The sequence below is a fragment of the Aureibaculum koreense genome, from assembly GCF_034296135.1.
In the GTDB taxonomy this organism is placed as follows: domain Bacteria; phylum Bacteroidota; class Bacteroidia; order Flavobacteriales; family Flavobacteriaceae; genus Aureibaculum.
Map to the genome: position 1 here is coordinate 12,708 of NZ_JAXKVV010000025.1, position 25,373 is coordinate 38,080.

Below are 25,373 nucleotides of genomic sequence, written 5' to 3' on the forward strand. Positions count from 1 at the left end.
CTTATAAAATATTTCTTTACATTTGAGTAATTAATTTATAGAATGACAGAAACCCATATTATAGACAGTCAGTATTTAGGTTTATCAACTATTAATGATATTATCAGTACACACAAAAAGTTAATTTTATCAGAGGATTCTACTGAGAAAATTAATAGATGTAGATTGTACTTGAATGAAAAATTAGCTAAAAACAAGAATCCTATCTATGGTATTAATACGGGTTTTGGGGCGTTACATAATGTAAAAATCTCAAAAAAAAACCTGACCATACTTCAAGAAAATTTGGTAATGTCACATGCCTGTGGAACTGGAGAGAAAGTACCCACAGAGATTGTGAAATTAATGTTGTTTTTAAAGATTCAGTCGCTAAGTTATGGTCATTCTGGTGTACAATTGGACACGGTAAATAGGTTGATTGACTTTTACAATAATGATATTCTGCCAGTTATTTATACTCAGGGTTCATTAGGTGCTTCGGGCGATTTGGCTCCATTGGCCCATTTGGCATTACCACTTATTGGTAAAGGCGAAGTAACATATAAAGATGAATTATACTCAGGTGAAACCATTTTACAAAAATTCAATTGGAATAAAATAGAATTACAATCTAAAGAAGGGTTGGCATTATTAAACGGTACACAGTTTATGAGTGCTTATGGCGTTTCAATCTTACTGAAAAGCTTTAAATTATCTTATTTAGCGGATTTGATCGGGGCGATTTCTTTAGATGCTTTTGATGGTAGAATTGAACCATTTAATACATTAATCCATTTAATCAGACCACATAATGGACAAATACAAACTGCAAAAAAAATAAAAGAATTTTTAGAGGATAGTGAAATTATCAATCAAAAGAAAAAGCATGTTCAAGATCCTTATTCTTTTAGATGTATGCCGCAAGTACATGGTGCTAGTAAAGACACAATTAATTTTGTAAAAAAAACCATAGAGACAGAGATAAATTCCGTTACCGATAACCCCAATATTTTTGCTGATTCTGATGAAATTATTTCAGGCGGTAATTTTCATGGACAACCTTTAGCATTGGGATTGGATTTTCTTGGGATTGCTCTTTCAGAATTGGGGAATATTTCTGAACGGCGGACTTTTCAGCTCGTTTCAGGTTTACGTGGATTACCTGCTTTTTTAGTTTCCAATCCTGGATTGAATTCTGGATTGATGATTCCTCAATACACCGCGGCAAGTATAGTGAGTCAAAATAAACAATTGGCAACACCAGCTTCTGTTGATTCCATTGTTTCCAGTAATGGTCAAGAAGACCATGTCAGTATGGGAGCCAATTCAGCTACTAAAACCAAACGTATTGTTGATAATTTAGAAACTATTTTAGCTATTGAATTACTAAATGCCTCACAAGCTATTGAATTTAGAAGACCCTTAAAAACTTCTGAGTTTTTAGTATCTTTTTTAAGTATGTTTAAAAAGGATGTTCCCTTTATAACAGAAGATAAAGTGTTGCATAATCCAATTGTTAAGAGCATTGCTTTTATTCAGAATTTAAGTGTGGATAGTGAGGAGTTGTTTGGGTAAAAAAAGTTAACAATTAAAATTCACTTTAGTTAGCAATAGCTGACCCGAGGGGATCGAATTGATGAATACCTATAAAAAACAATAAATAAGTTATGAATAATGAATTCCAACGGTTCGTATAAAAATAGTAGCCGATTGTGGGCTTCATTCCTGTCAAGTTACACAAAAGTTGAAGCGGTCTACAACCCTTGAATTTACTACTAAACTGGCTATTATTTTTATACATTGTTGTGGTGTCGTTTTTATTTTTTTAATTTTTTCCATTCTGGTTTTCCTTGTTTTCTGTATTTCTCCAAGGCTTCATTCCAAAAATCAATCATTCCATTATCGGCTGGACGCTTTCTACCACTTCCGTCCCAATCCATAGGTTCAGTAGCACTTAAAATGTCGCTAATGTCAAATGTGTTATTTGAAAGTTCATAGTGCTCTTGCAGGAAGTACCACATTACCCAAAAAGCATCTTCTGTTGTTAGATTATTTTCTTTAAATTCCGTCATTTCAAAAATGTTTCTGAAGCATTGAAATACAAAATGAAAATCAAGTAGTCTCCAATTTGTAGGTTAGTTTTACTTTTCTCTTTTAAAAAATCGAAGCTTTTAATTCCTTCTTCAATCAATTCAAGGTCAGTTGGAATATTTCCAAATTGACTTAAACATTCTTCTTTTGTCCGTTGACAATATTCCTTCCAATTTTCCCCTGATTTCCTGTCTGTCGTGTCGTATTTGTGCCAATAAAGTTCACAAGTTCCGTCTGGTAATTTGAATTGAACTTGTCCACCTATTATTCCAAGTCCGACATCAATGGCTTTCTCAACTACTCTTGTAAAGTCAGTCCTTTTCCAGCCATATTCCTTTCCACTTACAATTGCTCTTTGTAAGATTTCAGTCGGCAAATATTTTTCTTCGGTTTCCGTCATTTTTTAATGCACCACAACAATTGTATAAAAGCAGTTCTATTGCGTTTATATTGCTTATGGTTGTAAATGTAATTATTTTTTAAAATATAATTATGCTATTAGAAGTTTATAAAAAGAACAAACAAAAAAAGTTGCCATATAATGGCAACTTTTTTAACTATTTTTTATTGAAACGCTTTACTCTTCTTTACTTTCTTCAATTGACTTTTTCGCCTTTTTAATTTTAATCGTAAGCTCTTGTTTGTCCTCATTTAAATCCATAAAAATGGTATCATTTTCTTTTAGCTTAGAATTGACAATTTCTTCTGCCAAGGCATCTTCAATATACTTTTGTATAGCACGTTTTAATGGTCTAGCACCGTATTGTTTGTCAAAACCTTTATCGGCTATATAATCTTTGGCTTTATCGCTTAAGGTCAGTTTGTAACCTAAACCATCAATACGCTCTAATAGTTTTTCCAGTTCAATGTCAATAATGGCATGGATATCCTCTTTTTCCAATGGATTAAAGACGATTACATCATCAATCCTGTTTAAGAATTCAGGTGCAAAACTTTTCTTTAACGCATTTTCTATCACACCTTTTGCATTGGCATCCGCTTGTTCTTTTTTAGAAGCGGTACCAAAACCTACCCCTGCACCAAAGTCTTTTAATTGTCTTGCACCAATATTAGAAGTCATTATAATTATGGTATGTCTAAAGTCAATTTTTCTACCTAAACTATCCGTAATATAACCATCGTCTAAAACTTGTAGTAGCATATTGAACACATCAGGATGGGCTTTTTCAATCTCATCCAACAATACTACAGCGTAAGGTTTACGGCGTATTTTTTCGGTCAATTGTCCACCTTCTTCATAACCAACATATCCTGGAGGTGCTCCAATTAAGCGTGAAATGGCAAATTTTTCCATATATTCACTCATATCGATACGCACTAAGGCGTCGGGTGAGTCAAACAATTCCCTTGCTAATACTTTCGCTAATTGTGTTTTACCTACACCAGTTTGACCTAAAAATATAAACGACCCAATAGGTTTGTTGGGATCTTTTAATCCCACACGATTACGCTGAATAGCTTTTACAACTTTGCTTACCGCCTCATCTTGTCCAATTACTTTACCTTTAATTAAATTGGGCAAATCTGCCAATCTTGCACTTTCTGCTTCCGCAATTCTGTTTACTGGAATACCGGTCATCATAGAAACAACTTCGGCAACGTTATCTTCAGTTACGGTTTCTTTATGCAATTTAGATTGGTCTTCCCATTCTTTTTGGGCAATTTCCAATTCTTTTTCTATTCTTTTTTCATCATCTCGTAAACGAGCTGCTTCCTCATATTTTTGACTTTTTACTACGTTGTTTTTCAGCTCTCTAACATCTTCCAGTTGTTTTTCCAGTTCAAGTACTTGTTTTGGAACTACAATGTTGGTGATATGAATTCTAGATCCTGCTTCATCCAATGCATCTATAGCTTTGTCTGGCAAAAACCTGTCCGTCATATACCTATTGGTTAATTTTACACAAGCTTCAATTGCATCGTCAGTAAAAACAACATTGTGATGATTTTCGTATTTGTCTTTAATATTGTTCAAAATCTGAATGGTTTCTTCAACTGAAGTTGGTTCTACCATTACTTTTTGAAATCTACGTTCTAATGCACCATCCTTTTCAATATTTTGTCTAAATTCATCCAAAGTAGTAGCACCAATACATTGTATTTCACCCCTGGCCAATGCCGGTTTGAACATATTTGAGGCGTCTAATGAGCCTGTAGCACCACCCGCACCAACAATGGTATGGATTTCATCAATAAACAAAATAATGTCGTCATTCTTCTCCAATTCGTTCATTAGGGCTTTCATACGTTCTTCAAATTGACCGCGGTATTTTGTTCCCGCAACTAAACTTGCCAAGTCTAACGAAACAATACGTTTGTTAAATAGAATACGAGATACTTTTCGTTGAATAATCCGCAATGCCAAACCTTCTGCTATGGCCGATTTACCAACACCAGGTTCACCAATTAAAATTGGATTGTTCTTTTTTCGACGGCTCAGTATTTGCGATATACGCTCAATTTCCTTTTTACGCCCAACAACTGGATCTAGTTTACCTTCTTCTGCCATAGCAGTAAGATCTCTACCAAAATTATCCAACACTGGGGTTTTAGATTTTGCATTAGATTTAGTGGGCTTAGCACCAGAGCTGCCAAATGGGTTTTGTTTTGGCTCCTCAAAATCGTCCCCCTTATCGCTTTCGGCTGTTGGAGTATCCGTAATATCTATATCATCCGTAAATAATTGTGTAAACAATGTTTTTACTTCGTTATAATCAATATCAAATTTGTTCAACAATTTGGTTGTGGGGTCATTTTCATTACGCAATACGCACAATAACAAATGTGCGGTACTGACCGCATTGCTCTTAAATAACTTAGCTTCTAAAAAGGTAGTTTTTAATGCTTTTTCCGCTTGTTTTGTCAAATGCAGACTCTTTTTGTCATTACCCGACGTATTGTCAGTATTGGCAGGACTCAAGCTTTCAATTTTTTTGCGTAGCATTACCAAATCAATGTCCAATGCATTTAAAATATCAATAGCATCACCATTAGCTTTACGTAATAAGCCCAGCATTAAATGTTCCGTACCAATAAAATCATGCCCTAGCCGTAACGCTTCTTCTTTGCTGTACGCTATTACATCTTTAACTTTAGGTGAAAAATTATCGTCCATTTTCTAAAATTTATATGGTAAAATTACTCGATTTTTTTTAATAACTATTACAAAAGTTATACCGAACTTTTGGCTATTCAGTAAATTTATGAAAAACAGGATGTTTACTGGTGCTAATTGTTAATAAAAAATGATAATAAATACATTTTTATATAACTTTAAAAAAACAGATTTGTTGTATATTGCTCTCTTAATTTTAAAACAAAAAATAGAGAAACTTTATGGAAGAAGGTGAAAAATTAATTCCTATTAATATTGAAGATGAAATGAAGTCATCTTACATTGATTATTCAATGTCAGTGATTGTGTCTAGGGCATTGCCAGATGTACGAGATGGTTTAAAACCAGTGCACAGAAGGGTGTTGTACGGTATGCACGAATTGGGAATTAAAGCAATGGGAGCTCATAAAAAATCCGCTAGGGTTGTTGGTGAAGTATTAGGTAAATACCACCCGCATGGTGATACTTCGGTATATGATGCCATGGTACGTATGGCACAAGATTGGAGCATGCGTTATCAGATGGTAGATGGACAGGGTAACTTCGGTTCCGCCGATGGTGATAGTCCTGCCGCTATGCGTTATACAGAGGTTAGAATGCACAAAATATCAGAAGAAATGTTGTCTGATATTGATAAGGATACTGTAGATCATCGTTTAAATTTTGATGATACGTTGCAAGAACCAACGGTTTTGCCAACTAGAATCCCCAGTTTATTGGTAAATGGTGCTTCGGGTATTGCCGTGGGAATGGCCACAAATATGGCTCCGCACAACTTAACTGAAGTAATTAATGGAACGGTTGCTTATATTGATGATAATGAAATTGACATTGATGGTTTGATGCAACATATTAAAGCACCAGATTTTCCTACGGGAGGAACAATTTATGGTTACGATGGTGTAAAAGATGCCTTCCATACTGGTCGCGGTAGAATTGTAATGCGTGCCAAAACTGTTTTTGAAGAGGTAAATGGTAGGGAATGTATCATAGTAACGGAATTACCTTATCAGGTTAATGGTGCTGAATTAATGAAAAAAACGGCCGAATTGGTCAATGATAAAAAAATTGACGGGATTGCTTCCGTGCGTGATGAAACCAGTAGAAAAGGACGTCGTTTGGTCTATGTACTGAAAAGAGATGCTATTCCAAACATTGTTCTTAATAAATTATATAAATATACAGCTCTCCAAACTTCTTTTAGTGTAAATAATATTGCATTGGTCAACGGACGACCTGAAATGTTGAATCTAAAGGATTTGATTAAGCATTTCGTAAACCACAGACACGATGTAGTAACCCGAAGAACAAAATACGAACTAGACAAAGCAGAAGCCAGAGCCCATATTCTTGAGGGATTGATAATTGCATCTGATAATATTGATGAAGTTATCAAAATTATAAGAGCTTCCAAAAATGCAGAAGAGGCCAGGGAGAATTTAATAAAGAGATTTGAACTCTCCGAGATACAAGCTAAAGCAATTGTTGAAATGAGATTGCGTCAGCTTACTGGATTAGAGCAAGATAAGTTAAGAGGTGAATATGAGGAGATTATGAAGTTGATAGAAGATTTAAAGGATATTTTAGCCAATGAGTCGCGTAGAATGACCATCATTAAGGATGAATTAATTGAAATTAGAGATAAATATGGTGATGAGCGTCGCTCGATAATTGAATATGCTGGCGGTGATGTAAGTATTGAAGATATGATACCTGACTCTCAAGTGGTTGTAACAATTTCAAATGCTGGTTATGTTAAACGTACCAACTTAGATGAATATAAGGTTCAGAACAGGGGCGGACGAGGACAAAAAGGTGTGGCAACGCGTAATGAAGATTTCTTAGAACATCTGTTTGTGGCTACCAATCATCAATATATGCTATTCTTTACACAGAAAGGTAAAGTATTCTGGATGCGGGTTTATGAAATTCCAGAGGGTAGTAAAACTTCTAAAGGTAGGGCTATTCAAAATCTGGTTAATATTGAACCAGATGATACTGTAAAAGCATTTATTTGCACACAAGATCTAAAAGATGAAGAGTATGTAAATAATAACTATATTATAATGGTGACCAAAAATGGTCAGACTAAAAAAACATCTTTAGAGCAATATTCTAGACCCAGATCAAATGGAATTAATGCCATAACCATTAAAGATGGTGACGAACTGCTAGAGGCTAAACTAACGGACGGTAACAGTCAGATTATGATTGCCGTGAAATCTGGTAAGGCTATTCGTTTTGAAGAAAGTAAAACGAGACCAATGGGCCGAAATGCTTCTGGTGTTAGAGGAATTCGTTTAAAAGACGATAAAGACGAAGTAATTGGTATGATTTCGCTTAACGATATGGAAAGCGATGTGCTGGTAGTTTCTGAAAAAGGATACGGTAAGCGTTCAAGCCTAGAGGATTACAGAATAACCAATAGGGGCGGAAAAGGTGTAAAAACCATTAATGTTACGGAAAAAACAGGTAAATTAGTAGCCATAAAAAATGTTACGGACGAAGATGACCTTATGATTATTAACAAATCTGGAATCACAATTAGAATGGCAGTGTCCGATTTACGTGTTATGGGAAGGGCAACCCAAGGTGTAAAATTGATTAACATTAAAGGTGATGATTCTATTGCAGCCGTAGCAAAGGTAGTACGAGAAGAGGATGATGAAGACGAAATACAAGAACTTGGCACGGATATTGAAAATAACCAAACCGATCAAATAAGTGATCAAGAAGAATAACAAACAAAAATGAACACTAAATTTTAAGCAAAAATGAAAAAACTAGTATTATTAGTGCTGGCAATTTTTATAGGATTGTCATCGTTCGCACAAAAAGATGAATTAAAAGACGCTGAAAAAGCAATAAAAAAAGAAGAATGGTCAGCTGCAAAAGCCTCTGTTGATAAAGCAGAAGGATTAATAGCTAATGCCGATGAAAAATTAAAAGCCAAATTTTATTTTTTAAAGGCCCAAACGTATTATAACATCGGCAAAAAACAACCTGCTATGGCAGCCGATGCCTATGATGTGGCAGCAAAATCATTTCAGGATTTAATCAGTTTTGAAAAAGAAATCGGTAAGCAAAAATATACCGAAGAAGCCCAACCAATGTTAAATGCTTTAGTTGCGGATGTCTCTAATAAGGGTATTAAAGAGTATCAAGATAAAGATTATGCTTCTGCAAAGAAAACGTTATATCAAACATATAATTTGAGTAAAAAAGATACCGTGTTTTTAGAATATGCCGCTACAGCTGCTTATTTAGATAAAGATTTTGATACTTCTTTAGAGTATTTCAATGCTTTAAAAGATTTAGGTTATACAGGAATTGCAACTACGTACTCAGCTATAAATACAGAAACCAATGAGACAGAAAATTTTAGTTCTAAATCTCAAATGGATTTGATGGTTAAAACTGGTAAGTATAAAGATGCAAAGTCAGAAACATCAGAATCTAAAAGAGCGGATGTTATCAAAAATATTGCACTTATTTTAGTGGAAAAAGGAGAGACGGAAAATGCAATTGATGCCGTAAAAGAGGCAAGAAAAGCAAATCCAGATGATGCGGATTTGATTTTTACAGAAGCGAATATTCAATTAAATTTAGGTAATAAAGATGAGTTTGCCGCTTTAATGAAAGAAGCTATTCAGCAGGACCCAACAAACCCAAGTTTGCATTTTAATATAGGCGTTATCAATCAAGAACAAGGTAGATTGGAAGAGGCTAAAGCTAATTATGAAAAAGCTATTGAGCTGGACCCTAATTATGCTGATGCTCATTTGAACATGGGAGCTTTAGTATTGGAAAAAGACAAAGAGCTTGTTGAAGAAATGAACAAAAACCTGAGTAACTTTAAAAAATACGATGAAATTAAGGCAAAGCAAATGGACTTGTACAAACAAGCATTGCCATACTTTGAAAAAGCACATAGTATTAAGAAAGACAATCTTGATGTAGTTAGAACTCTGATGAGTATGTACGAAAACCTAGAAATGGATGATAAATACAAGGAAATGAAAGCCCTTTGGGATGCTTCTAAATAATTAGGAAAGATTTACAATTTTAAAAATGCCCTTTGCAAACAGAGGGCATTTTTTTTTGGGATTTATTACATTGGCCGAAATTATATAACAAATTTATAACCCTAAGAGTAATTTGGTTTGGACTAATTGTCCCTTGAGGGGGCTTTTGTGGGATATCAAGTAGTTGAAACCCTACTAAAAAATCTTCTTAATCACCCTTAATTTATGGGTGTGTTTTCTAAGGTCTTTATTATAAATTCCACTATGGTCAAGCATGTCAATCCTTACCTTGCCGCTACAGTGGATAATGTGATGATTGGCTAAAATGATACCCACATGAATTATTTCACCTTCATTATCATCGAAAAAAGCGAGATCTCCAGGTTCAGACTCTTCTATAAAACTTAATACTTCGCCCTGTGTGGCTTGTTCTGAGGCTTTTCTGAGTAAAGAATAACCGTTCAACTTATAAACCATTTGTGTAAACCCAGAACTATCTATGCCAAAAGGTGTTTTTCCTCCCCATAAAAAAGGTGCGTTTGTATATAAAAATACCGAATTTACTATAGATTGTTTTGATTGCTTTTTAAATGATACACGTCCCTCAAATGTATATTTTTCATCGTTTAGATTAAAAGACTTTTCGCCATAAAAAGGTAGTCTAGAACCTAAGAGTACGGAAGTTAGTTCGTGTTTTTCATCCTCAATAAAATCGACCAATTCAGTTGTAATAACAGTATCCGAATTATTTAAATCATCAAAATAATCCTTAGAAATTTCGGTATGCTGTTTATTTTCAATCCAACCTTCACAGTTATCGAATTCCAAACGAATTCTTAACCATTCTTTGTTTTCTTGTAGTACTTTATAATGATCTCCAAAAAGAAGTTGAGAAATCATCTCGCTAGTGTGATCTGAAATCACACGAAGTGGAATAGTACTTAAGTTACAAATACCGTACTTCATTAAAAAACGCTTAGTTGTTTTCAATTACAATGGCACTTGCACCACCACCTCCATTGCAGATAGCGGCAGCTCCTAATTTGCCATTGTTTTGTTTTAATACGTTTATAAGGGTTACTACAATCCTAGCTCCAGAACAGCCTAAAGGATGGCCTAGAGAAACCGCTCCGCCATTTACATTGACTTTATCAGCATCTAAACCCAATATTTTTGTGTTTGCCAAACCAACTACGGAAAAAGCCTCGTTAAATTCAAAATAATCTATACTGTCAAGCGTAGTATTTGCTTTGGAAATTGCTTTGGGTAAGGCTTTTGCAGGGGCAATGGTAAACCATTCTGGCTCAACAGAAGCATCTGCATACCCCTTTATGGTTGCCAAAGGTGTTAAATTTAATTCGCCAGCTTTTTCTTTGCTCATTAAAATCAAAGCAGCTGCACCATCATTTAATGTAGAAGCGTTTGCAGCCGTAACCGTACCTTCTTTACTGAAAACGGGTCTAAGATTTGGTATTTTTTCCATCATTACGTTCTTGTATTCTTCATCTTCATCAATAACCAATGGATCTCCTTTACGCTGTGGTACTTCAACGGCAATAATTTCATCTTTAAATTTACCTTGTTCCCATGCTTTAGCCGATCTCTTGTAAGAAGTTATGGCAAAATTATCTTGGTCTTCTCTAGAAAATTTATGCTCTACTGCACATAGATCACCACATGTTCCCATGTGTTTACCATCATAGACATTGGTCAGACCATCTTTTAAAAGTCCATCTTCCATACCGATCAATCCCATTTTTTTTCCAACCCTTCCGTTAAGATAATGCGGTACCATAGACATGTTTTCCATACCACCAGCTACTACTATTTCAGCGTCACCCAATTGAATAGCTTGAGCTGCTTGCATAATGGCTTTCATGCCCGAAGCACAAACTTTGTTTACAGTTGTACAAGGTACAGTATCAGGTATTCCGGCGTATAGAGCCGCTTGTTTTGCTGGGGCTTGACCTAAATTGGCCTGCAATACTGAACCCATTAAAACTTCATCCACTTTATCTGCTTTTAAATTTATCTTTTCAAGAGCACCTTTAATGGCAGCAGCACCCAATTTTGTTGCAGAAATACTTGATAAACTTCCTAAAAAACTCCCAATTGGAGTTCTTACCGCAGAAACAATTACAACTTCTTTCATAATTTTATATAGGTTTAAGTATATGTTTATTAATTGTTTACCTTTTAATTGGTTAAAGTTTTTTCATACTAAACTTCGCAAGAAGGTATTGATTCTGCGAATTTAGTTATTTTTACAGTTATTATTAAATATATAAGGTACTTTGTATCAGTCAAACAAATGAAAAAATTCAACTTCAGAGATTTTTTAAATAAACTATATCAAAATCATGCCTTAGTATATAAAATAGCACTCTTCGCCGTAACCACATTGGCTATTGTTTATATGTTTCCCAAAGGTGGTCATTTTAAATATGAATTCCATAATGGCAAACCATGGCAATACGATAACTTATATGCTCCTTTTGACTTTGCCATACATAAATCTGAGCAAAAGATTGAAGAAGAGAAAAGAACCATTACTTCAAATAAAAAACTTTATTTTTCTTATAAAGAGGATGTTATAACAAAAGTAAAAAGTGAATTAGAAAAAAATATTTCTAAAAATGCTCAGGATTCTATTCTTGATAATTACAATGCAAAACGTATTGTTAATTTTTTAAACGGTCTAATTGATGATATTTACAAAGAAGGTTATATCAATCAAAATGACGTTAATAGAGTAGAAGACAAGCAACTTGTAGCTTTAAGAAAGGGAAATACTATTTCGGATATCGTCTTTGATCATTTTCTAACTTCAAATGAGGTTGATACCTTAATAAAAAATCATTTTAATAGGTCCAGATATGAATCTTTAGAGGCCTATTTAACCCCTGTTGTATTAAAAATACTTGAACCCAACATTTTTTATGACGAAGAATTAACGGATAAAATTTTACAGGATCAATTAAATAAAATATCATATACTGAAGGTTTAGTTACTGAAAATGAGAGGATTATTTCTAAGGGCGATGTTGTTGAAGGTAAAAAATTACGTATACTAAATTCTTTGGAGAAAGAATATTTATCGCAAGTTTGGAACCAATCCAATTATAACTGGATAGTGTTCGGCTATGTATTGTTGGTAGCTCTAAATCTATTAATGTTATTACTGTTCCTACAAAAGTACAGACCCTTTATTTTTGAGAATAATACAAAAGTTACCTTTATATTCTTTAATATTTTTTTAATGGTATTAATAGTGACCTTGGTTGTAAAGTATAGGGTAGATTACTTGTACGTTGTGCCCTTGCCAATTTTACCCATAATTATCAAAGCATTTTTTGATGCACGTTTGGGACTGTTTACCCATGTGTTAACTGTTTTATTGCTAGGTTTTATAGTTCCTAATAGTTTTGAGTTTATTTTTTTACAGATAATTGCGGGTATAATTACCATTTTAACGGTTTCCGAGTTGCACAGAAGGGCTAATTTATTTATATCCATCAGTCAGATTACATTGGTATATATGGTAGCCTATTTTGCTTTTTCCATTATACAAGAAGGCAATATGTTAAAGATAAATTGGCAATACTTCATACTGTTCGCTTTAAACGGTGTATTGTCGTTCTTGTCCTTATTTCTAATTTTGGTTTATGAAAAAACTTTTGGCTTGGTTTCAGATGTCTCTTTATTGGAAATGTCGAATACAAATTCCAAATTATTGAGAGAATTGGCAGAAAAAGCTCCAGGGACCTTTCAACATTCTATGCAGGTTGCCAACTTGGCGGAAGCCTCGGCAAATGAAATTGGTGCAAATGCTATGTTGGTCAGAACAGGTGCTTTGTACCATGATATTGGTAAAATGCTGAATCCCAAATATTTTACCGAAAACCAAACCACAAGTGTAAACCCGCACAACGAACTAACTCCTAAAGATAGTGCGGAAATAATAATTAATCATGTTATAGATGGCATTGAAATAGCAAAAAAGCACAGGTTGCCCGATAGGATCATAGATTTTATCCGAACCCATCATGGAACATCGCTGGTGTATTATTTCTATAAACAACAAGAAAAAGAGAATCCAGAAGATTTGAATATTGAAGATTTTTCTTATGGTGGTCCAATACCTTTTTCAAAAGAAACTGCAATTTTAATGATGTGCGATGCTGCAGAAGCCGCATCAAAAAGCCTCAAAGAACCCACAGCTCAATTAATCGATGAGCTTATTGAAAAAATCGTAGCGAGTCAAATGGCAAATGGACAATTTATGAATGCTGATATTACCTTCAAGGAAATACAAATAATAAAAAAGGTAATTAAAAAGAAACTGAACAATATTTATCACTTACGGATAGAATATCCCGAATAAAAATCAAAACTCAAAAGAACAAATTCAAATACTGATAGGTTTGTTCAGGTACTGCGATTCTGTACCCTAATCTCTTTTACGTCAATCTTTTCATTTAATGAGTTAATCTCTTCAAGTTATATTTAAGACTTTTGTGTTGTTAGTAAATAAGAGCTATTTACTACAACTTTAAATTTATTAACCTTAAAAACATAAAATAATGAGCAATACATCAAATACATTATTAGGAATATTGACAGGAGCAATTGCAGGGGCAGCTATTGGTATACTTTATGCACCCGATAAAGGAAGTAAAACCAGACAGAAAATTGCTGATGGTGCAGTAGATTATAAAGATACCATAGTTGAAAAAGCATCTGAGATTAAAGATACTGTTATGCAAACGGCAAAAGAAAAAAAAGCAACGTTAGATGACCAAGTGGAATCTATTGTTACTAATGCCAGCTACAAAGCCGAAGATGTAATTAATACATTAGAAAAAAAATTAGCCGATTTAAAAAAACAGAATAAAAAATATCAGAAAGCATAATGAATATTTTTGAATCCATAAATGAATCAACTACCAATGCGGTAAAATCTGGCGAAAATTATATTAGGCGTAGTGAAGAGTATTTTAAGCTTAAAATATTTCAGCAGTTATCGCTATCGCTCAGTGCATTAGTTAAAATAGCCATAATTGGAGGGTTTATTTTTTTAGGATTGATTTTTTTCGCCATAGCAGGTGCAATTGCTTTAGGTAAATTATTAGAAAGTATTCCACTAGGAATATTAATTGTAGGGCTAATACTTGTACTATTTGCACTTATAGCTTTCTCATTGAGAAAGAGCATTGATAAAACATTAATTAGAAAATTTTCAAAATCGTTTTTCGATTAAAATAAGAAAACAATGAGAATATATAATTCATTTGACGAAATAGACTATGAACTTAAAAGGCTTAATCTTGAGCGTAAAATTGCTTGGGAAGAAATAAAACAGTCTGGCAATGAAGTTCAAGATAGTTTAACCCCGAGTGGTATTATGTCGCCAATATTGGGTGGTATTAAAAAATTTGGAATATTCTTTTTGTTAAAAAAATTATTTAAAAGATAAAAAAAAGTTTGGTTAGTTGGTTTAGGCTGCTTGGATTTTAAAAATTTGAGCAGCTTTTTTTTTCAATAAAAAGCTAACCTAATTAAGTCAATAATTTTAGCAAAAAAGCACAGGATTAAACTGTTTTAGTATTATAATAACGACAGATTAACTAAAACAAAAAATAAAAAACAGAAAATAAATGAAAAATCAATTTTTAGAAGCATGGTCTAAAATGACTGAAAAATTAACCTCTTGGCTAGATGCCATAATTATTAACTTACCAAATCTGATAATTGCGATTATAGTTTTTATAGTTGTAATTTTTATATCAAAATACATAAACAGGCTAACCCTTAAATTTTTGGATAAGGGAAAGATGCAAAAATCCATGAAAAACGTTATTGCCAAACTAATGGCGGTATTGACCATTTTAATTGGGCTATTTTTAATTCTTGGTATTTTAGATTTAAGTAAAACTTTGAATACCTTATTGGCAGGTGCCGGCGTTGCAGGTTTGGCTGTTGGTCTGGCATTACAAGGAGCCATGGCAAACACCTATTCGGGTATTATATTGTCTTATATAAAATTTGTAAAACTCGGCGACTGGATAAAGAGCAACGATTATGAGGGCGAAATAGTAGATATAGATTTAAGAGCCGTTACTTTAAAACAAGTGGATAACAACTTGGTTTACATTCCTAATAAGCAAGTGGTGGAAAATCCAATTAAAAACTATTCTAGAACCGAACAATCCCGTGTAATTCTTGAATGTGGTGTTGGATATGAATCTGATCTTGAATTTGTTAAAAACCTTGCTGTAAAAGCAATTGCCAATCATTTTGATTCTGTAGAGTCTGAAGATGACGTAATCTTTTTGTATAGGGAATTTGGTGACAGCTCTATAAATTTTGAGTTAAGATACTGGATCAATTCTACATCAGGTTTGGAAGTTGCCAAATCTAAAACAGAAGCAATCATGTTGCTGAAGAAAGAATTTGATAAAAATAATATCAATATTCCTTTTCCAATAAGAACATTGGATATTCCTAACTTAAAATTCGGAGATAAAGAGTTATCTACCGTTGAATAGTTTCGATTAATTGATAGCGTTAGTTTTAATTGCGTATGAATCAATATTAAAGGTTTATAATACTTATCATTACACCTAAATCAAATAACTTAAACAATTAAAATGATGAATCTAAAAACAATTAAAATTGTAGTTCTTTCCTTATTATTTGCATCTTGTGCTACCACAGTGAAGTTTCCAATATCCGATTTGGTGCCAGCTGCAGAAATTTCTGCAACGAAGAAACAGGACAGCAATAATAATTATACTATTAAGGTTACGGCCGAAAATTTGGCAAGCCCAGATAGGCTAGATCCGCCAAGAGATTATTACGTAGTATGGGGAGTTACAGAAGATAATGGCGTAAAAAATTTAGGGCTCTTAAGCAATAAAAATGCGAAAAAAGTGGAGTTGGAAACAATTACTCCCTTTAGTGTAAAAGAAATCTTTATTACGGCGGAAAAAGAAGGCAATATTTCAGAGCCTTCGAACTTAGAAATAACAAGAAAAAAATTATAATTGAATAATTTTGACGGTATGCCGTAAAACGTCGTAAAATAATTTACAGCTCATTTAAAACTAAAGATTATGACAAAATACAGAGAAATAGTTGGAGACAAATTAAATGATATTCTTGAAAAAAATTACGATGCCGAAAAAGGATTTAAGAAAGCAGCTGATAATGCAAAGAACGAGGCCTTAAAGTCGTATTTTAAAAATAGAGCACAAGAACGTGGTAACTTTAAAAGCGAACTGAAATCGGAAATTGCATCTTATGGACAGAAATTCGATACTAGTGGCTCTGCGACCGGAACAGCACACAGGGCTTGGATGGACGTAAAATCACTATTTTCATCGGACAATGACGATTCTATGTTGGAAGAAGCTATTAAAGGCGAAAAGGCCTCAGTAGAAGAATATGAAGACGTTTTAGCTGAAACGAGTTTGCCGCCAACAACAAAGATGTTGCTTTTAAAGCAAAAAAATAAAATTGAAAGAAACCTTTCAACCATTAAGTCTTTAGAAGATTTGAAGTAAAAAAATTATTTTGAACTTGAATTTAATTAAGTTATTAGTTCATAAAAAAAAATCAATTCACCCGAGAATCTTCAATTTAAAAAATAGGAGATTCTCTTTTAATTTTAATCTGATTTACCATGGAAAAAAACGAAAGAGATTATATAGATCAATATCAGGAAAAAGGATATACAGCTGATTATCAAGTGCGAAACGGAAATTTAATTGACTTAAAAACAAAAAGAAAATTTCAGCCTGACGATGTTTTTATTGTTGCGGAACATAGATTTGAAGGAATGAGCAACCCTTCGGATATGTCAATTCTGTATGTAATTGAAACTGACAATGGTAGCTCCAAAGGTACGGTATTGGCGGGTTATGGTCCGGCAAGTGACGGTGAACTGGCAGAATTTTTTAAGAAGGTACCTAAAAGTCAATTTTCCAATAAATATAATATTGATGAGTTTGAAAAGGATAATTAACCAAAAACTATAGTATATTTAAATTTTGAACAACTAACAACCAATGTTAACAGCCTTTTTTATAATTTACATTGTTACCGCTTTTATTGCCATAGGTAGCATAATTTTATATGGATCTAATCCATCTAGATCTTTGGGTTGGATATTAGTTGTAATATTTGTACCCTATGCAGGTGTAATATCCTATTTGTTATTTGGTGTAAATAGAAGGGAATTTAAGATTTTTACATTAAAACGGACTGCTGAGAGAAGATTATACGATCAAAAACACCTTAAGCACAATACTTCTAAAAATAAAGTTTTATTCAAATCTTCTAAAAAGACAAAGCTTGCCTCACTACTTGAAAAGAGTTCTAATTTTCCGGCTATTGAAGGTAATAAGGTTACCGTTTTAAGCAACGGGGCAGATGCTTACAAAACTATTTTTGAAAAATTGGAAAATGCCAAAAAATTTATCCATATTCAATTTTACATATTTGAAGATGGTGAAATTTTAGAAAAAATATATCAAATTTTTAAGAAGAAAATTGAGGAAGGTGTTGAGATTAGAATGATTTACGACGCTATAGGAAGTTTTGAGCTGAAAAAAAAATCAATTAAAAAATTTAAGGCGTTAGGTGTAGAAATATTTCCTGTAATGCCTCTTAAATTTGGTTCTATAATTTTTACTATTAATTTTAGAAATCATAGAAAAATTATAGTTATTGACGGTGATATAGGTTTTACGGGTGGGGTAAATATTAGCGATAAGTATGTTAGTTCTCAGTCCGAATTAGGTGTTTGGGATGATGAACATCTTTGTATTGAAGGACCAGCCGTTGAAAGTTTGCACAACATTTTTATCAAAGACTTTTATTTTGCTTCTAACAACGAAAGTTTATTGGAAGAAAAATATCATACCAAAATTGAAAAAAAGGGAAACTCTATAGTACAAATTGTTGCCAGTGGACCAGATTCGGATTATCCAACTATTTTACACCAATATTTAGGATTAGTAAACGTTGCTGATGATTGTATTTACATTGCCAATCCTTATTTTATGCCAAGCAGACCGTTGTTGGAAGGAATTAAAATGGCGGCTTTGGGCGGAATTAAAATAAAATTATTGGTTCCAAAAAAATCCGATTCCAATTTGGCAAAATACAGTATGCAGTCCTACTTTAATGAGTTATTAAAAGTTGGTGTGGAAATTTATAGAAGCAGCAATTTTTTACATAGTAAAATTATTATTACAGACACTGAAATTGCATCCGTAGGCTCTGGTAATTTTGACCATAGAAGTTTTGAACAAAATTTTGAAACCAATGCTTTGATTTATGATGAAAAAGTGGCTCAAGAAATTTCAGAAACTTTTTTAAAAGATTGTGAAAAAAGCAGTCTTTTAACTTTAGAAGAACATTCAGCCCGTCCATTTTACAATAAAGTTCTTGAAGGTTTTGCCAGGCTTTTTAGTCCTTTGTTGTAGAAAAGGTGACTTATTCTCCTTTTGTGTTAAAATTAAGAAAACTGAGCAATTTAATTAGCTGCAGAGCTTAAAAGCCTGTTTAGCTATTTCAATCTCCTCATTAGTGGGTACTACTAAAATTTTTACTTGTGATTTTTCAGTATTGATTTGTCTCAATTTTTTAGACCTGATACTATTTCTAGCATCATCTAAATTTATCCCTAAATAATCCATATCGTTACAGATCATTTTCCTTAATGTGCTTGAATTTTCTCCGATTCCAGCGGTAAAAACGATGGCATCTAAACCGTTCATTACAGCAATATAAGCACCAATATACTTTTTAATACGGTAAACATTCATTTCTAAAGCCAACATACATGTTGTATTTCCGTTTTCAGCCTGTGCTTCAATCTCTCTTAAATCGCTATAACCGGTTAAGCCGAGCATACCACTTTCTTTGGTAAGTAATTTGTTAACTTCATTTAGATTATAACCTAATTTATTTACTAGGTAGAAAATTATAGAATGATCAATGTCACCGCTTCTAGAACCCATTATTAGCCCGTTAGAAGGTGCAAAACCTAAACTATGGTCCATACTTTTACCATTTTTTACGGCGGTAATACTACATCCATTTCCTAAATGGATTGTAATTATTCTCGATTCGTTTTTTTGTAGATGTTCTATGGCTTTTTCCGTTACGAATTTATGACTTGTTCCATGGAAACCATACAACTGAATGTTGTTATTCTCATAAAATGTATTGGGAATGGCATATTTTTTAGCCTTTATTGGAATGGTTTGATGGAAAGCGGTATCAAATACCGCAACCTGCTTTGCATTTGTGAAAATTTGTTCAGTAAGAATTATTCCCTCCAAATTGTGTGGATTGTGAAGCGGTGCCAAAGGATTTAAGTCTTTTATTTTACTTTTCACCTCTGTAGTGATTAGAGTAGTATCAGAGAAAGTATTGCCACCATGAACTACTCTATGTCCTATAACATCAATTTCATCCGTATCCTCTATAACACCAATTTTTGTATCTAACAAATAATCGGCAATTTTATGCAAACCGATTTTATGAGAGGTAATTTCATCAATTTCATGTAAATCTGATGTTTCCGTTTTATATTGAAATATTGCATCTTTTGCTCCAATGCGTTCCACAATACCTTGACAAATCACATTTTCTGTGGGCATTGCTATCAATTGAAATTTGATGGAAGAACTACCGGAATTGATAATTAGTATTTTCATTTTTTTTAATAATTAAGAGTGAAAAAAATCTCTTGATGTTTTTTAGATAATTTAAACTAAAGATTCTGTGCTTGAATAGCAGTTATAATTACCGTATTATAAATATCGTCAACCGTGCAACCTCTACTCAAATCGTTTACTGGTTTGTTCAATCCTTGTAAAACTGGTCCAATGGCTAATGCCTTGGTTTCACGTTGTACTGCTTTATAAGTATTGTTTCCAGTATTCAAATCAGGAAAGATAAACACACTTGCTTGCCCTGCCACTTCGGAATTTGGTAATTTAGTTTTGGCAACATTCATATCAACTGCAGCGTCGTATTGAATAGGCCCTTCAACTTTAAGTTCTGGACGCATTTCTTTAACTAAATCCGTTGCCTTTCTAACACGATCTACATCTGCACCTACACCAGAACTCCCTGAAGAATATGATAACATGGCAATTTTGGGTTCAATACCAAATGCCAAACTGGTTTCTGATGATGAAATGGCAATAGCAGCCAATTGCTCCGCAGTAGGGTTGGGGTTTATGGCACAATCTCCGTACACCGTTACCCTGTCTTCCAAGCACATAAAAAATACAGATGAAACCACAGAAACACCAGGTTTGGTTTTAATGAATTGCAGAGCGGGCCTAATGGTATGTTGTGTGGTATGTACCGCCCCCGATACCATTCCGTCCGCATGGCCTTTATGCACCATCATCGTTCCGTAATAAGAAACATCAGCCATTAAATCATATGCCATGGCCAAATTTACGTTTTTATGTTTTCTTAATTCGTACAATGTATGTGCATAATCCTCAAAGTGAACTGATTCTGTTGGGTTCACTATTGAAATTTTATCTAGTTCAAAGTCAACATCAAGCTGAGCCAATTTATTTTCAATCTCAACTTTATTCCCTAATAGGGTTAGCTGTACAGCGTTGGTGTCCATTAATTGTTTGGTTGCGAGTAATACACGCTCATCGGTACCTTCCGGTAAGACAATATGTCTTTTATTTGAAATGGCTTTCTTTAATAAATTATATTGAAACATTCTGGGTGTAATACCTTCAGCTTTAAACGTTATTAACCTTTCCGCCAAGGCATCTACAGGGATATGTTTTTCAAATTCTTGAATTGATGCTGTTATTTTATTGATGTTTTCTGCATACATCTTAGGTTGAATTGCCCCAATTCTATTAGTAATTGAATAAGTGCCGCCTTTAACCGAAATTATAGGAATAATTTCCGACAATCCTTCTATTAATTTAATTATGGGTTCTTCTGGTAATAACCCCCCTGTTAAAATTACGCCAGAAATAGGTGGATAGTTGGCCGAGATATTTGCTTGTAATGCCCCTAAAATTATATCTGCCCTATCACCAGGGGTAATTACCAAACTGTTTTCTTTTAAGTGGGTAAGATAATTTCTCAACTGCATGGCACCAACACTAAATGCTCCAGCTTGATTGTTAATGTGTGCTTCCCCAAATAAAACTTTACCATCTAACTCTTCAATAATTTCTTTAACAGTAGGGTTTCCTAGCGTACTATTTTTAGGAATTACTCCTGTAAGTACGTTTTCAGGTAAGTTTTTAAGCAGTTCGTTTTTGACCAATGTTACATTTTCGGGCTGTACCTTATTAGCGGTTACCATAAGTACTTCAGCACCATGATCTTTAAAAGAATCATACGCCATATAAAGATTGCTTATCAATTCATCCAAAGTTTTTCCAACACCGCTTGTAATTAAAATAGTTGGAATTCCCAGATTTTTAGCCACAAGTACGTTAATATCCCATTCAATAATTGCACCTTCACCTGAAAAATCCGTACCTTCTACCAAGATAAAATCAAAACGGTCTTCGATTGATTTGTATTTTTTAATGATTTTATTGATAATTTGGTCATTCTTATTTTGGTTGTTTATTCGAACAACTTCGCTACGTGTAAACGCAAATGCTTCTTCATAATCCATTTGAAGATCAAAATAACTGAGCAAGGTACTGATATGGTTATCTTTTTTCCCTGTTGGGTAATCATCTATTATCGGTCTAAAATAACCCACTTTGGCGGTTTTGCCCAATAACATTTGCATTAATCCAATAGAGATGATGGACTTACCACTTTTAGCTTCGGTAGTGGCAATATATATGGCTTTGTTCATTAAGTTTTGTTAACTATTTAAGATTGCAAATTTACGAAATTAACTACTTTAAGTATCGTGATTGGGATAAAATTAAATATTTAATAAGTAATTAAATTGATGTTTTTAACAAGATATTTTCACCTCTTTATCATTCTATTTAAATGGCTTTCAAGTTCCTTTTCACTTCTCTATTTAAAAAATATGCAGTAACAATAGTTGCCAAAACATCAGAAATAGGAAAAGCCAACCAAACACCAAGTGTTCCGTAAAAATTTGGTAGTATAAAAATTAAAGGAATAAAGAAAAAACCTTGTCGTAATAAAGTTAACAATAAGGCGGGAGTTGCTTTACCAACCGCTTGAAAATATGCGGCACCAATCAATTGTACAGCAACTATTGGGGTAGCAGCAAACACCCAACGCATTGCTGAGGGTGTTTCTTTTAAAACTTCAGCATCTTGTGTAAATAACCTTGTTATGGTTTCTGGAAAAAGCATTAAAAATATAAAAACAATCGTAGCTAATAAGACGGCATACTTTATTGCAGTATTTATTGTAGTTCTAACACGGTCGTATTTTTCAGCACCATAATTGTAACCTGCTATGGGCAAAAAACCTTGGGTAATACCGTAAACGGGAAATAAAGCAAACATCAACATTCTTGCAACGATAGCATATGCTGTTACAGATGTTTCTCCACCGAGATCGAACAAAATATTGTTCATTAGTAAATAGGTAATACTGACAATTGCCTGTCTCGCTAAAGTTACAAAACCGAGTGAAGCAATTTCTTTTACAATAGGTTTGTTTAAACCAAAGTGCCTGAAATCAATTTTCAATTCTGAATTTTTGGAGAAGAAAAACCAGAGAATAAACAAAAAACACAAGACATAAGAACCAGTAGTAGCCCAAGCAGCACCTGCCATGCCCCAATCAAAAACTTTAATAAAAAGTATATCTAAAAGTAAATTACCAACGGAAGGGAATAACATGGCATACATGGCGAATTTAGGTTTGCCTTCTGCTCTAATAACGTTATTACCCATCATGCAAAGTGCCAAAATGGGAACACCATAAAGTACAATTCTATAATATGTTTTAGCAGGTTGAAAAATAGCTCCTTTACCTCCAAATGCCGGAATAATGTTATTGATATACAATAAACCAAAGAACACAAAAATAACCGTTATTAAAATAGTTAATGTGATTTGATTTCCAAAGGTTTTTAAGGCTTTACCATGATTATTTGCCCCTAAAGCCCTTGAAATAATTGAAGACCCCCCAATACCAATTGACATTCCGAGTGCTGCAATAAAAAATGATACTGGAAGGACAACATTAATTGCGGCAATGGCGGTTGGACCAATCCAATTTCCAACAAAAATGGTATCGATCAAAATATTGAGAGACATTACCAAAATACCTATAGATGCGGGGACTGCTTGTCTAATAAGTAATTTCCCTATGGGGTTGTTCCCTAAATCTTGCGAGGAAATGTTTGACATTATACCGATAAAGATTTAGATGGTGACAAAATGTTTTTAAAAGATTTACATAAAACGAATCACAAATTTAATTTTTTATTTGTTTAAAATAACAAAATATCCTCCATTTAAAGAAAACGAAGGATATTTATAAAAGTTAATTATTAGAAAATTTTTTTTAAAAGAAATCCAATAAAATTTTATTGAGTTCTTCTTTATGAGTAATATTTAATCCATGAGGACCATTTTTTATGATTTTATAAGTGCTGTCTTTAATAGCTTCAGCAGCTTGATCGGCCGATGTGGCTTTTGGAACAATATTATCTGCATCACCATGAACTATCAAGGTAGGTATATTTATGTTTTTTAATTCAGACCTGAAATCCGTTTCAGCCCAAGCTTTTGCAGCTTTAATAGTTGCATTTGGCGATGCATAACTTGCAATGGTCCAGTCATAATGTAATTGTGATTCACTGATTTTATCTTTATTATTTTCGTAATTGTAAAAGTTTTTATGAAATTCTTTTAGAAAACCAACACGATCATTTTCCAGAGCATCCATAATATCTTCTAAATCCTTTTTAGGAACACCATCAGGATTATCATCTTTTTTAGCCACGAGTGGAATAATAGAACTAACTAAGGCTAATTTGTCCAAGTTTTTGGTTCCATAATCAGTACAATAGCGAACAACTTCGCCGCCACCCATGGAAAATCCAACCAATATCACATCTTTCAATTCTAATTGTTTTATAATAGCGTTTAAATCGCTTGCAAGTGTAGAATAATCATACGACTCCCACGGAGAAGAAGAATTTCCAAAACCTCTTCTATCATAAGCAATACAACGGTATCCAGCTTCAACTATAGCCCATACTTGTTGTTCCCAAGCACGATGGCTAAGTGGCCAACCATGGATTAATATAACTGGTTGTCCGTGACCATAATCCTCAAAAAATAATTCTACGTTCAGTTCTTTAGTACTATGTGTTAAAAAAGGCATATTGTTTATATTTTAAATTATTTTACTAAAATCGGGATAATTAACTTTAAAAAGTATTCGAAATGAAATAATTATTAGCTCAATATATAAAATATCTTCTAATAGAAATGTTAGGTTTTGAGACAATTCACCTTAAATCAGCAAATCTATAGCAATAGTTGTAAAAAAAATTAATCTTAATAAAAATCTTAAATGAATTCATTTCAAATATCTCTTATCCCTTGTCCCACTTTGTATATAGATGCCCTTTTGATAATTTTAAAAACAATTACAAACGACTACATTCGACTACAAACGAAAGTAACTGTTTATCAACCGACTTCTATTTGCAAGTGGTTATATGTTTGCAGTGTCAAAATCAAAAAAACAATATTTTGACAAAATTTAAAAAGCCTTGGAACGAGTCCGAGGATAAATCTTAACTGTTTAACACATTAAAAATTATTATTATGAACGCACTAAAGAACAAAGTACAGTTGATTGGAAACTTAGGAAACAATCCTGAAATCATGACATTTGATTCGGGCAAGAAAAAAGCCAGTTTTACTATTGCCACAAACGAGCATTATAAGAATGTTAAAGGAGAAAAAGTTACGGATACACAATGGCACAATCTAGTAGCATGGAACAAAACTGCCGAGATTATTGAAAAATATTTAGTTAAAGGCAGCGAAGTGGCTATTGAAGGTAAATTGACTTCAAGGAGTTATGAAGATAAAGACGGAAATAAAAAATACATTACAGAAATTGTAGTCAACGAATTATTGATGTTAGGTAAAAATAAGAGTGCCTAA

The 25,373-nt window shown here is 33.3% G+C and carries 22 protein-coding genes; 13 read left to right on the forward strand and 9 right to left on the reverse strand.

The window, feature by feature from the left end; translation table 11 throughout:
• Positions 1-42: 42 nt before the first annotated feature.
• Positions 43-1,554 (forward strand): histidine ammonia-lyase, encoded by a 1,512-nt coding sequence (gene hutH, locus UMM65_RS15315; protein ID WP_321977802.1) that lies wholly within the window; start codon positions 43-45, stop codon positions 1,552-1,554.
• 242 nt (positions 1,555-1,796) lie between these two features.
• On the opposite strand, the gene UMM65_RS15320 is transcribed toward hutH, so the two are convergent.
• From UMM65_RS15320 to UMM65_RS15330, 3 genes are all read right to left on the reverse strand, one after another.
• Positions 1,797-2,051 (reverse strand): hypothetical protein, encoded by a 255-nt coding sequence (locus UMM65_RS15320; RefSeq protein ID WP_321977803.1) that lies wholly within the window; start codon positions 2,049-2,051, stop codon positions 1,797-1,799.
• A complete protein-coding gene (locus UMM65_RS15325; protein WP_321977805.1) occupies positions 2,048-2,470 on the reverse strand; it encodes a hypothetical protein in 423 nt (140 codons plus the stop codon). The genes UMM65_RS15320 and UMM65_RS15325 overlap by 4 nt, the downstream gene beginning before the upstream one ends.
• A 177-nt stretch (positions 2,471-2,647) precedes the next feature.
• Positions 2,648-5,206: an ATP-dependent Clp protease ATP-binding subunit gene (locus UMM65_RS15330; RefSeq protein WP_321977806.1), complete on the reverse strand. Its 2,559-nt coding sequence runs from the start codon at positions 5,204-5,206 to the stop codon at positions 2,648-2,650.
• Positions 5,207-5,427: 221 nt separating this feature from the next.
• Between UMM65_RS15330 and gyrA the strand changes: the two genes are divergently transcribed.
• Together gyrA and UMM65_RS15340 are read left to right on the forward strand one after the other, a co-directional pair.
• Positions 5,428-7,947, forward strand: coding sequence for a DNA gyrase subunit A (gene gyrA / locus UMM65_RS15335; RefSeq protein ID WP_321977808.1), 2,520 nt, complete (start codon positions 5,428-5,430; stop codon positions 7,945-7,947).
• Between the two features lie 33 nt (positions 7,948-7,980).
• A complete protein-coding gene (locus tag UMM65_RS15340) occupies positions 7,981-9,252 on the forward strand; it encodes a tetratricopeptide repeat protein (protein ID WP_321977810.1) in 1,272 nt (423 codons plus the stop codon).
• A 174-nt stretch (positions 9,253-9,426) separates the two neighbouring features.
• On the opposite strand, the gene UMM65_RS15345 is transcribed toward UMM65_RS15340, so the two are convergent.
• Together UMM65_RS15345 and UMM65_RS15350 are read right to left on the reverse strand one after the other, a co-directional pair.
• Positions 9,427-10,197, reverse strand: a complete 771-nt coding sequence (locus UMM65_RS15345; RefSeq protein ID WP_321977812.1) for a C40 family peptidase — start codon at positions 10,195-10,197, stop codon at positions 9,427-9,429.
• 10 nt (positions 10,198-10,207) lie between these two features.
• Complete coding sequence (locus UMM65_RS15350) at positions 10,208-11,383, reverse strand: acetyl-CoA C-acyltransferase (protein WP_321977813.1); 1,176 nt, start codon at positions 11,381-11,383, stop codon at positions 10,208-10,210.
• 159 nt (positions 11,384-11,542) lie between these two features.
• On the opposite strand from UMM65_RS15350, the gene UMM65_RS15355 reads away from it, so the two are divergent.
• The 9 genes from UMM65_RS15355 (at position 11,543) to cls (ending at position 18,722) form a co-directional block, all read left to right on the forward strand.
• The gene (locus UMM65_RS15355; RefSeq protein ID WP_321977814.1) at positions 11,543-13,615 is read left to right on the forward strand and encodes an HD family phosphohydrolase; all 2,073 of its coding nucleotides are present in this window, start codon (positions 11,543-11,545) and stop codon (positions 13,613-13,615) included.
• Positions 13,616-13,814: 199 nt separating this feature from the next.
• On the forward strand, positions 13,815-14,144 hold the full coding sequence (locus tag UMM65_RS15360) for a YtxH domain-containing protein (RefSeq protein ID WP_321977815.1): 330 nt from the start codon (positions 13,815-13,817) through the stop codon (positions 14,142-14,144).
• Positions 14,144-14,491 (forward strand): hypothetical protein, encoded by a 348-nt coding sequence (locus tag UMM65_RS15365; protein ID WP_321977817.1) that lies wholly within the window; start codon positions 14,144-14,146, stop codon positions 14,489-14,491. The genes UMM65_RS15360 and UMM65_RS15365 overlap by 1 nt, the downstream gene beginning before the upstream one ends.
• 12 nt (positions 14,492-14,503) lie before the next feature.
• Positions 14,504-14,707, forward strand: coding sequence for a DUF6327 family protein (locus UMM65_RS15370; protein ID WP_321977819.1), 204 nt, complete (start codon positions 14,504-14,506; stop codon positions 14,705-14,707).
• Between the two features lie 181 nt (positions 14,708-14,888).
• Positions 14,889-15,779: a mechanosensitive ion channel family protein gene (locus UMM65_RS15375; protein WP_321977822.1), complete on the forward strand. Its 891-nt coding sequence runs from the start codon at positions 14,889-14,891 to the stop codon at positions 15,777-15,779.
• A 102-nt stretch (positions 15,780-15,881) separates the two neighbouring features.
• Positions 15,882-16,277 (forward strand): hypothetical protein, encoded by a 396-nt coding sequence (locus UMM65_RS15380; RefSeq protein ID WP_321977824.1) that lies wholly within the window; start codon positions 15,882-15,884, stop codon positions 16,275-16,277.
• A 69-nt stretch (positions 16,278-16,346) separates the two neighbouring features.
• Positions 16,347-16,796 (forward strand): ferritin-like domain-containing protein, encoded by a 450-nt coding sequence (locus UMM65_RS15385; protein ID WP_321977825.1) that lies wholly within the window; start codon positions 16,347-16,349, stop codon positions 16,794-16,796.
• A gap of 119 nt (positions 16,797-16,915) precedes the next feature.
• Positions 16,916-17,257, forward strand: a complete 342-nt coding sequence (locus UMM65_RS15390; RefSeq protein WP_321977826.1) for a hypothetical protein — start codon at positions 16,916-16,918, stop codon at positions 17,255-17,257.
• Between the two features lie 43 nt (positions 17,258-17,300).
• Positions 17,301-18,722: a cardiolipin synthase gene (cls, locus tag UMM65_RS15395; protein ID WP_321977827.1), complete on the forward strand. Its 1,422-nt coding sequence runs from the start codon at positions 17,301-17,303 to the stop codon at positions 18,720-18,722.
• Between the two features lie 54 nt (positions 18,723-18,776).
• Here cls and UMM65_RS15400 read toward each other — a convergent pair whose 3' ends face one another.
• The 4 genes from UMM65_RS15400 to UMM65_RS15415 form a co-directional block, all read right to left on the reverse strand.
• Complete coding sequence (locus UMM65_RS15400; RefSeq protein ID WP_321977828.1) at positions 18,777-19,961, reverse strand: acetate/propionate family kinase; 1,185 nt, start codon at positions 19,959-19,961, stop codon at positions 18,777-18,779.
• Positions 19,962-20,017: 56 nt separating this feature from the next.
• The gene (pta, locus tag UMM65_RS15405; RefSeq protein ID WP_321977829.1) at positions 20,018-22,111 is read right to left on the reverse strand and encodes a phosphate acetyltransferase; all 2,094 of its coding nucleotides are present in this window, start codon (positions 22,109-22,111) and stop codon (positions 20,018-20,020) included.
• A 139-nt stretch (positions 22,112-22,250) separates the two neighbouring features.
• Positions 22,251-23,597 carry an MATE family efflux transporter gene (locus UMM65_RS15410; protein ID WP_321977831.1) on the reverse strand — a complete coding sequence of 449 codons (1,347 nt, stop codon included), beginning with the start codon at positions 23,595-23,597 and terminating at the stop codon, positions 22,251-22,253.
• A 157-nt stretch (positions 23,598-23,754) separates the two neighbouring features.
• Positions 23,755-24,579 (reverse strand): alpha/beta fold hydrolase, encoded by an 825-nt coding sequence (locus UMM65_RS15415; protein WP_321977833.1) that lies wholly within the window; start codon positions 24,577-24,579, stop codon positions 23,755-23,757.
• Between the two features lie 449 nt (positions 24,580-25,028).
• Here UMM65_RS15415 and UMM65_RS15420 point away from each other — a divergent pair, with 449 nt between their 5' ends.
• On the forward strand, positions 25,029-25,373 hold the full coding sequence (locus UMM65_RS15420; RefSeq protein ID WP_321977835.1) for a single-stranded DNA-binding protein: 345 nt from the start codon (positions 25,029-25,031) through the stop codon (positions 25,371-25,373).

Bases quoted from the DNA above. Each gene is read 5' to 3' on its own strand.
- hutH (WP_321977802.1), top strand. From the start codon at position 43: ATGACAGAAACCCATATTATAGACAGTCAGTATTTAGGTTTATCAACT.
- UMM65_RS15320 (WP_321977803.1), bottom strand. From the start codon at position 2,051: ATGACGGAATTTAAAGAAAATAATCTAACAACAGAAGATGCTTTTTGG.
- UMM65_RS15325 (WP_321977805.1), bottom strand. From the start codon at position 2,470: ATGACGGAAACCGAAGAAAAATATTTGCCGACTGAAATCTTACAAAGA.
- UMM65_RS15330 (WP_321977806.1), bottom strand. From the start codon at position 5,206: ATGGACGATAATTTTTCACCTAAAGTTAAAGATGTAATAGCGTACAGC.
- gyrA (WP_321977808.1), top strand. From the start codon at position 5,428: ATGGAAGAAGGTGAAAAATTAATTCCTATTAATATTGAAGATGAAATG.
- UMM65_RS15340 (WP_321977810.1), top strand. From the start codon at position 7,981: ATGAAAAAACTAGTATTATTAGTGCTGGCAATTTTTATAGGATTGTCA.
- UMM65_RS15345 (WP_321977812.1), bottom strand. From the start codon at position 10,197: ATGAAGTACGGTATTTGTAACTTAAGTACTATTCCACTTCGTGTGATT.
- UMM65_RS15350 (WP_321977813.1), bottom strand. From the start codon at position 11,383: ATGAAAGAAGTTGTAATTGTTTCTGCGGTAAGAACTCCAATTGGGAGT.
- UMM65_RS15355 (WP_321977814.1), top strand. From the start codon at position 11,543: ATGAAAAAATTCAACTTCAGAGATTTTTTAAATAAACTATATCAAAAT.
- UMM65_RS15360 (WP_321977815.1), top strand. From the start codon at position 13,815: ATGAGCAATACATCAAATACATTATTAGGAATATTGACAGGAGCAATT.
- UMM65_RS15365 (WP_321977817.1), top strand. From the start codon at position 14,144: ATGAATATTTTTGAATCCATAAATGAATCAACTACCAATGCGGTAAAA.
- UMM65_RS15370 (WP_321977819.1), top strand. From the start codon at position 14,504: ATGAGAATATATAATTCATTTGACGAAATAGACTATGAACTTAAAAGG.
- UMM65_RS15375 (WP_321977822.1), top strand. From the start codon at position 14,889: ATGAAAAATCAATTTTTAGAAGCATGGTCTAAAATGACTGAAAAATTA.
- UMM65_RS15380 (WP_321977824.1), top strand. From the start codon at position 15,882: ATGATGAATCTAAAAACAATTAAAATTGTAGTTCTTTCCTTATTATTT.
- UMM65_RS15385 (WP_321977825.1), top strand. From the start codon at position 16,347: ATGACAAAATACAGAGAAATAGTTGGAGACAAATTAAATGATATTCTT.
- UMM65_RS15390 (WP_321977826.1), top strand. From the start codon at position 16,916: ATGGAAAAAAACGAAAGAGATTATATAGATCAATATCAGGAAAAAGGA.
- cls (WP_321977827.1), top strand. From the start codon at position 17,301: ATGTTAACAGCCTTTTTTATAATTTACATTGTTACCGCTTTTATTGCC.
- UMM65_RS15400 (WP_321977828.1), bottom strand. From the start codon at position 19,961: ATGAAAATACTAATTATCAATTCCGGTAGTTCTTCCATCAAATTTCAA.
- pta (WP_321977829.1), bottom strand. From the start codon at position 22,111: ATGAACAAAGCCATATATATTGCCACTACCGAAGCTAAAAGTGGTAAG.
- UMM65_RS15410 (WP_321977831.1), bottom strand. From the start codon at position 23,597: ATGTCAAACATTTCCTCGCAAGATTTAGGGAACAACCCCATAGGGAAA.
- UMM65_RS15415 (WP_321977833.1), bottom strand. From the start codon at position 24,579: ATGCCTTTTTTAACACATAGTACTAAAGAACTGAACGTAGAATTATTT.
- UMM65_RS15420 (WP_321977835.1), top strand. From the start codon at position 25,029: ATGAACGCACTAAAGAACAAAGTACAGTTGATTGGAAACTTAGGAAAC.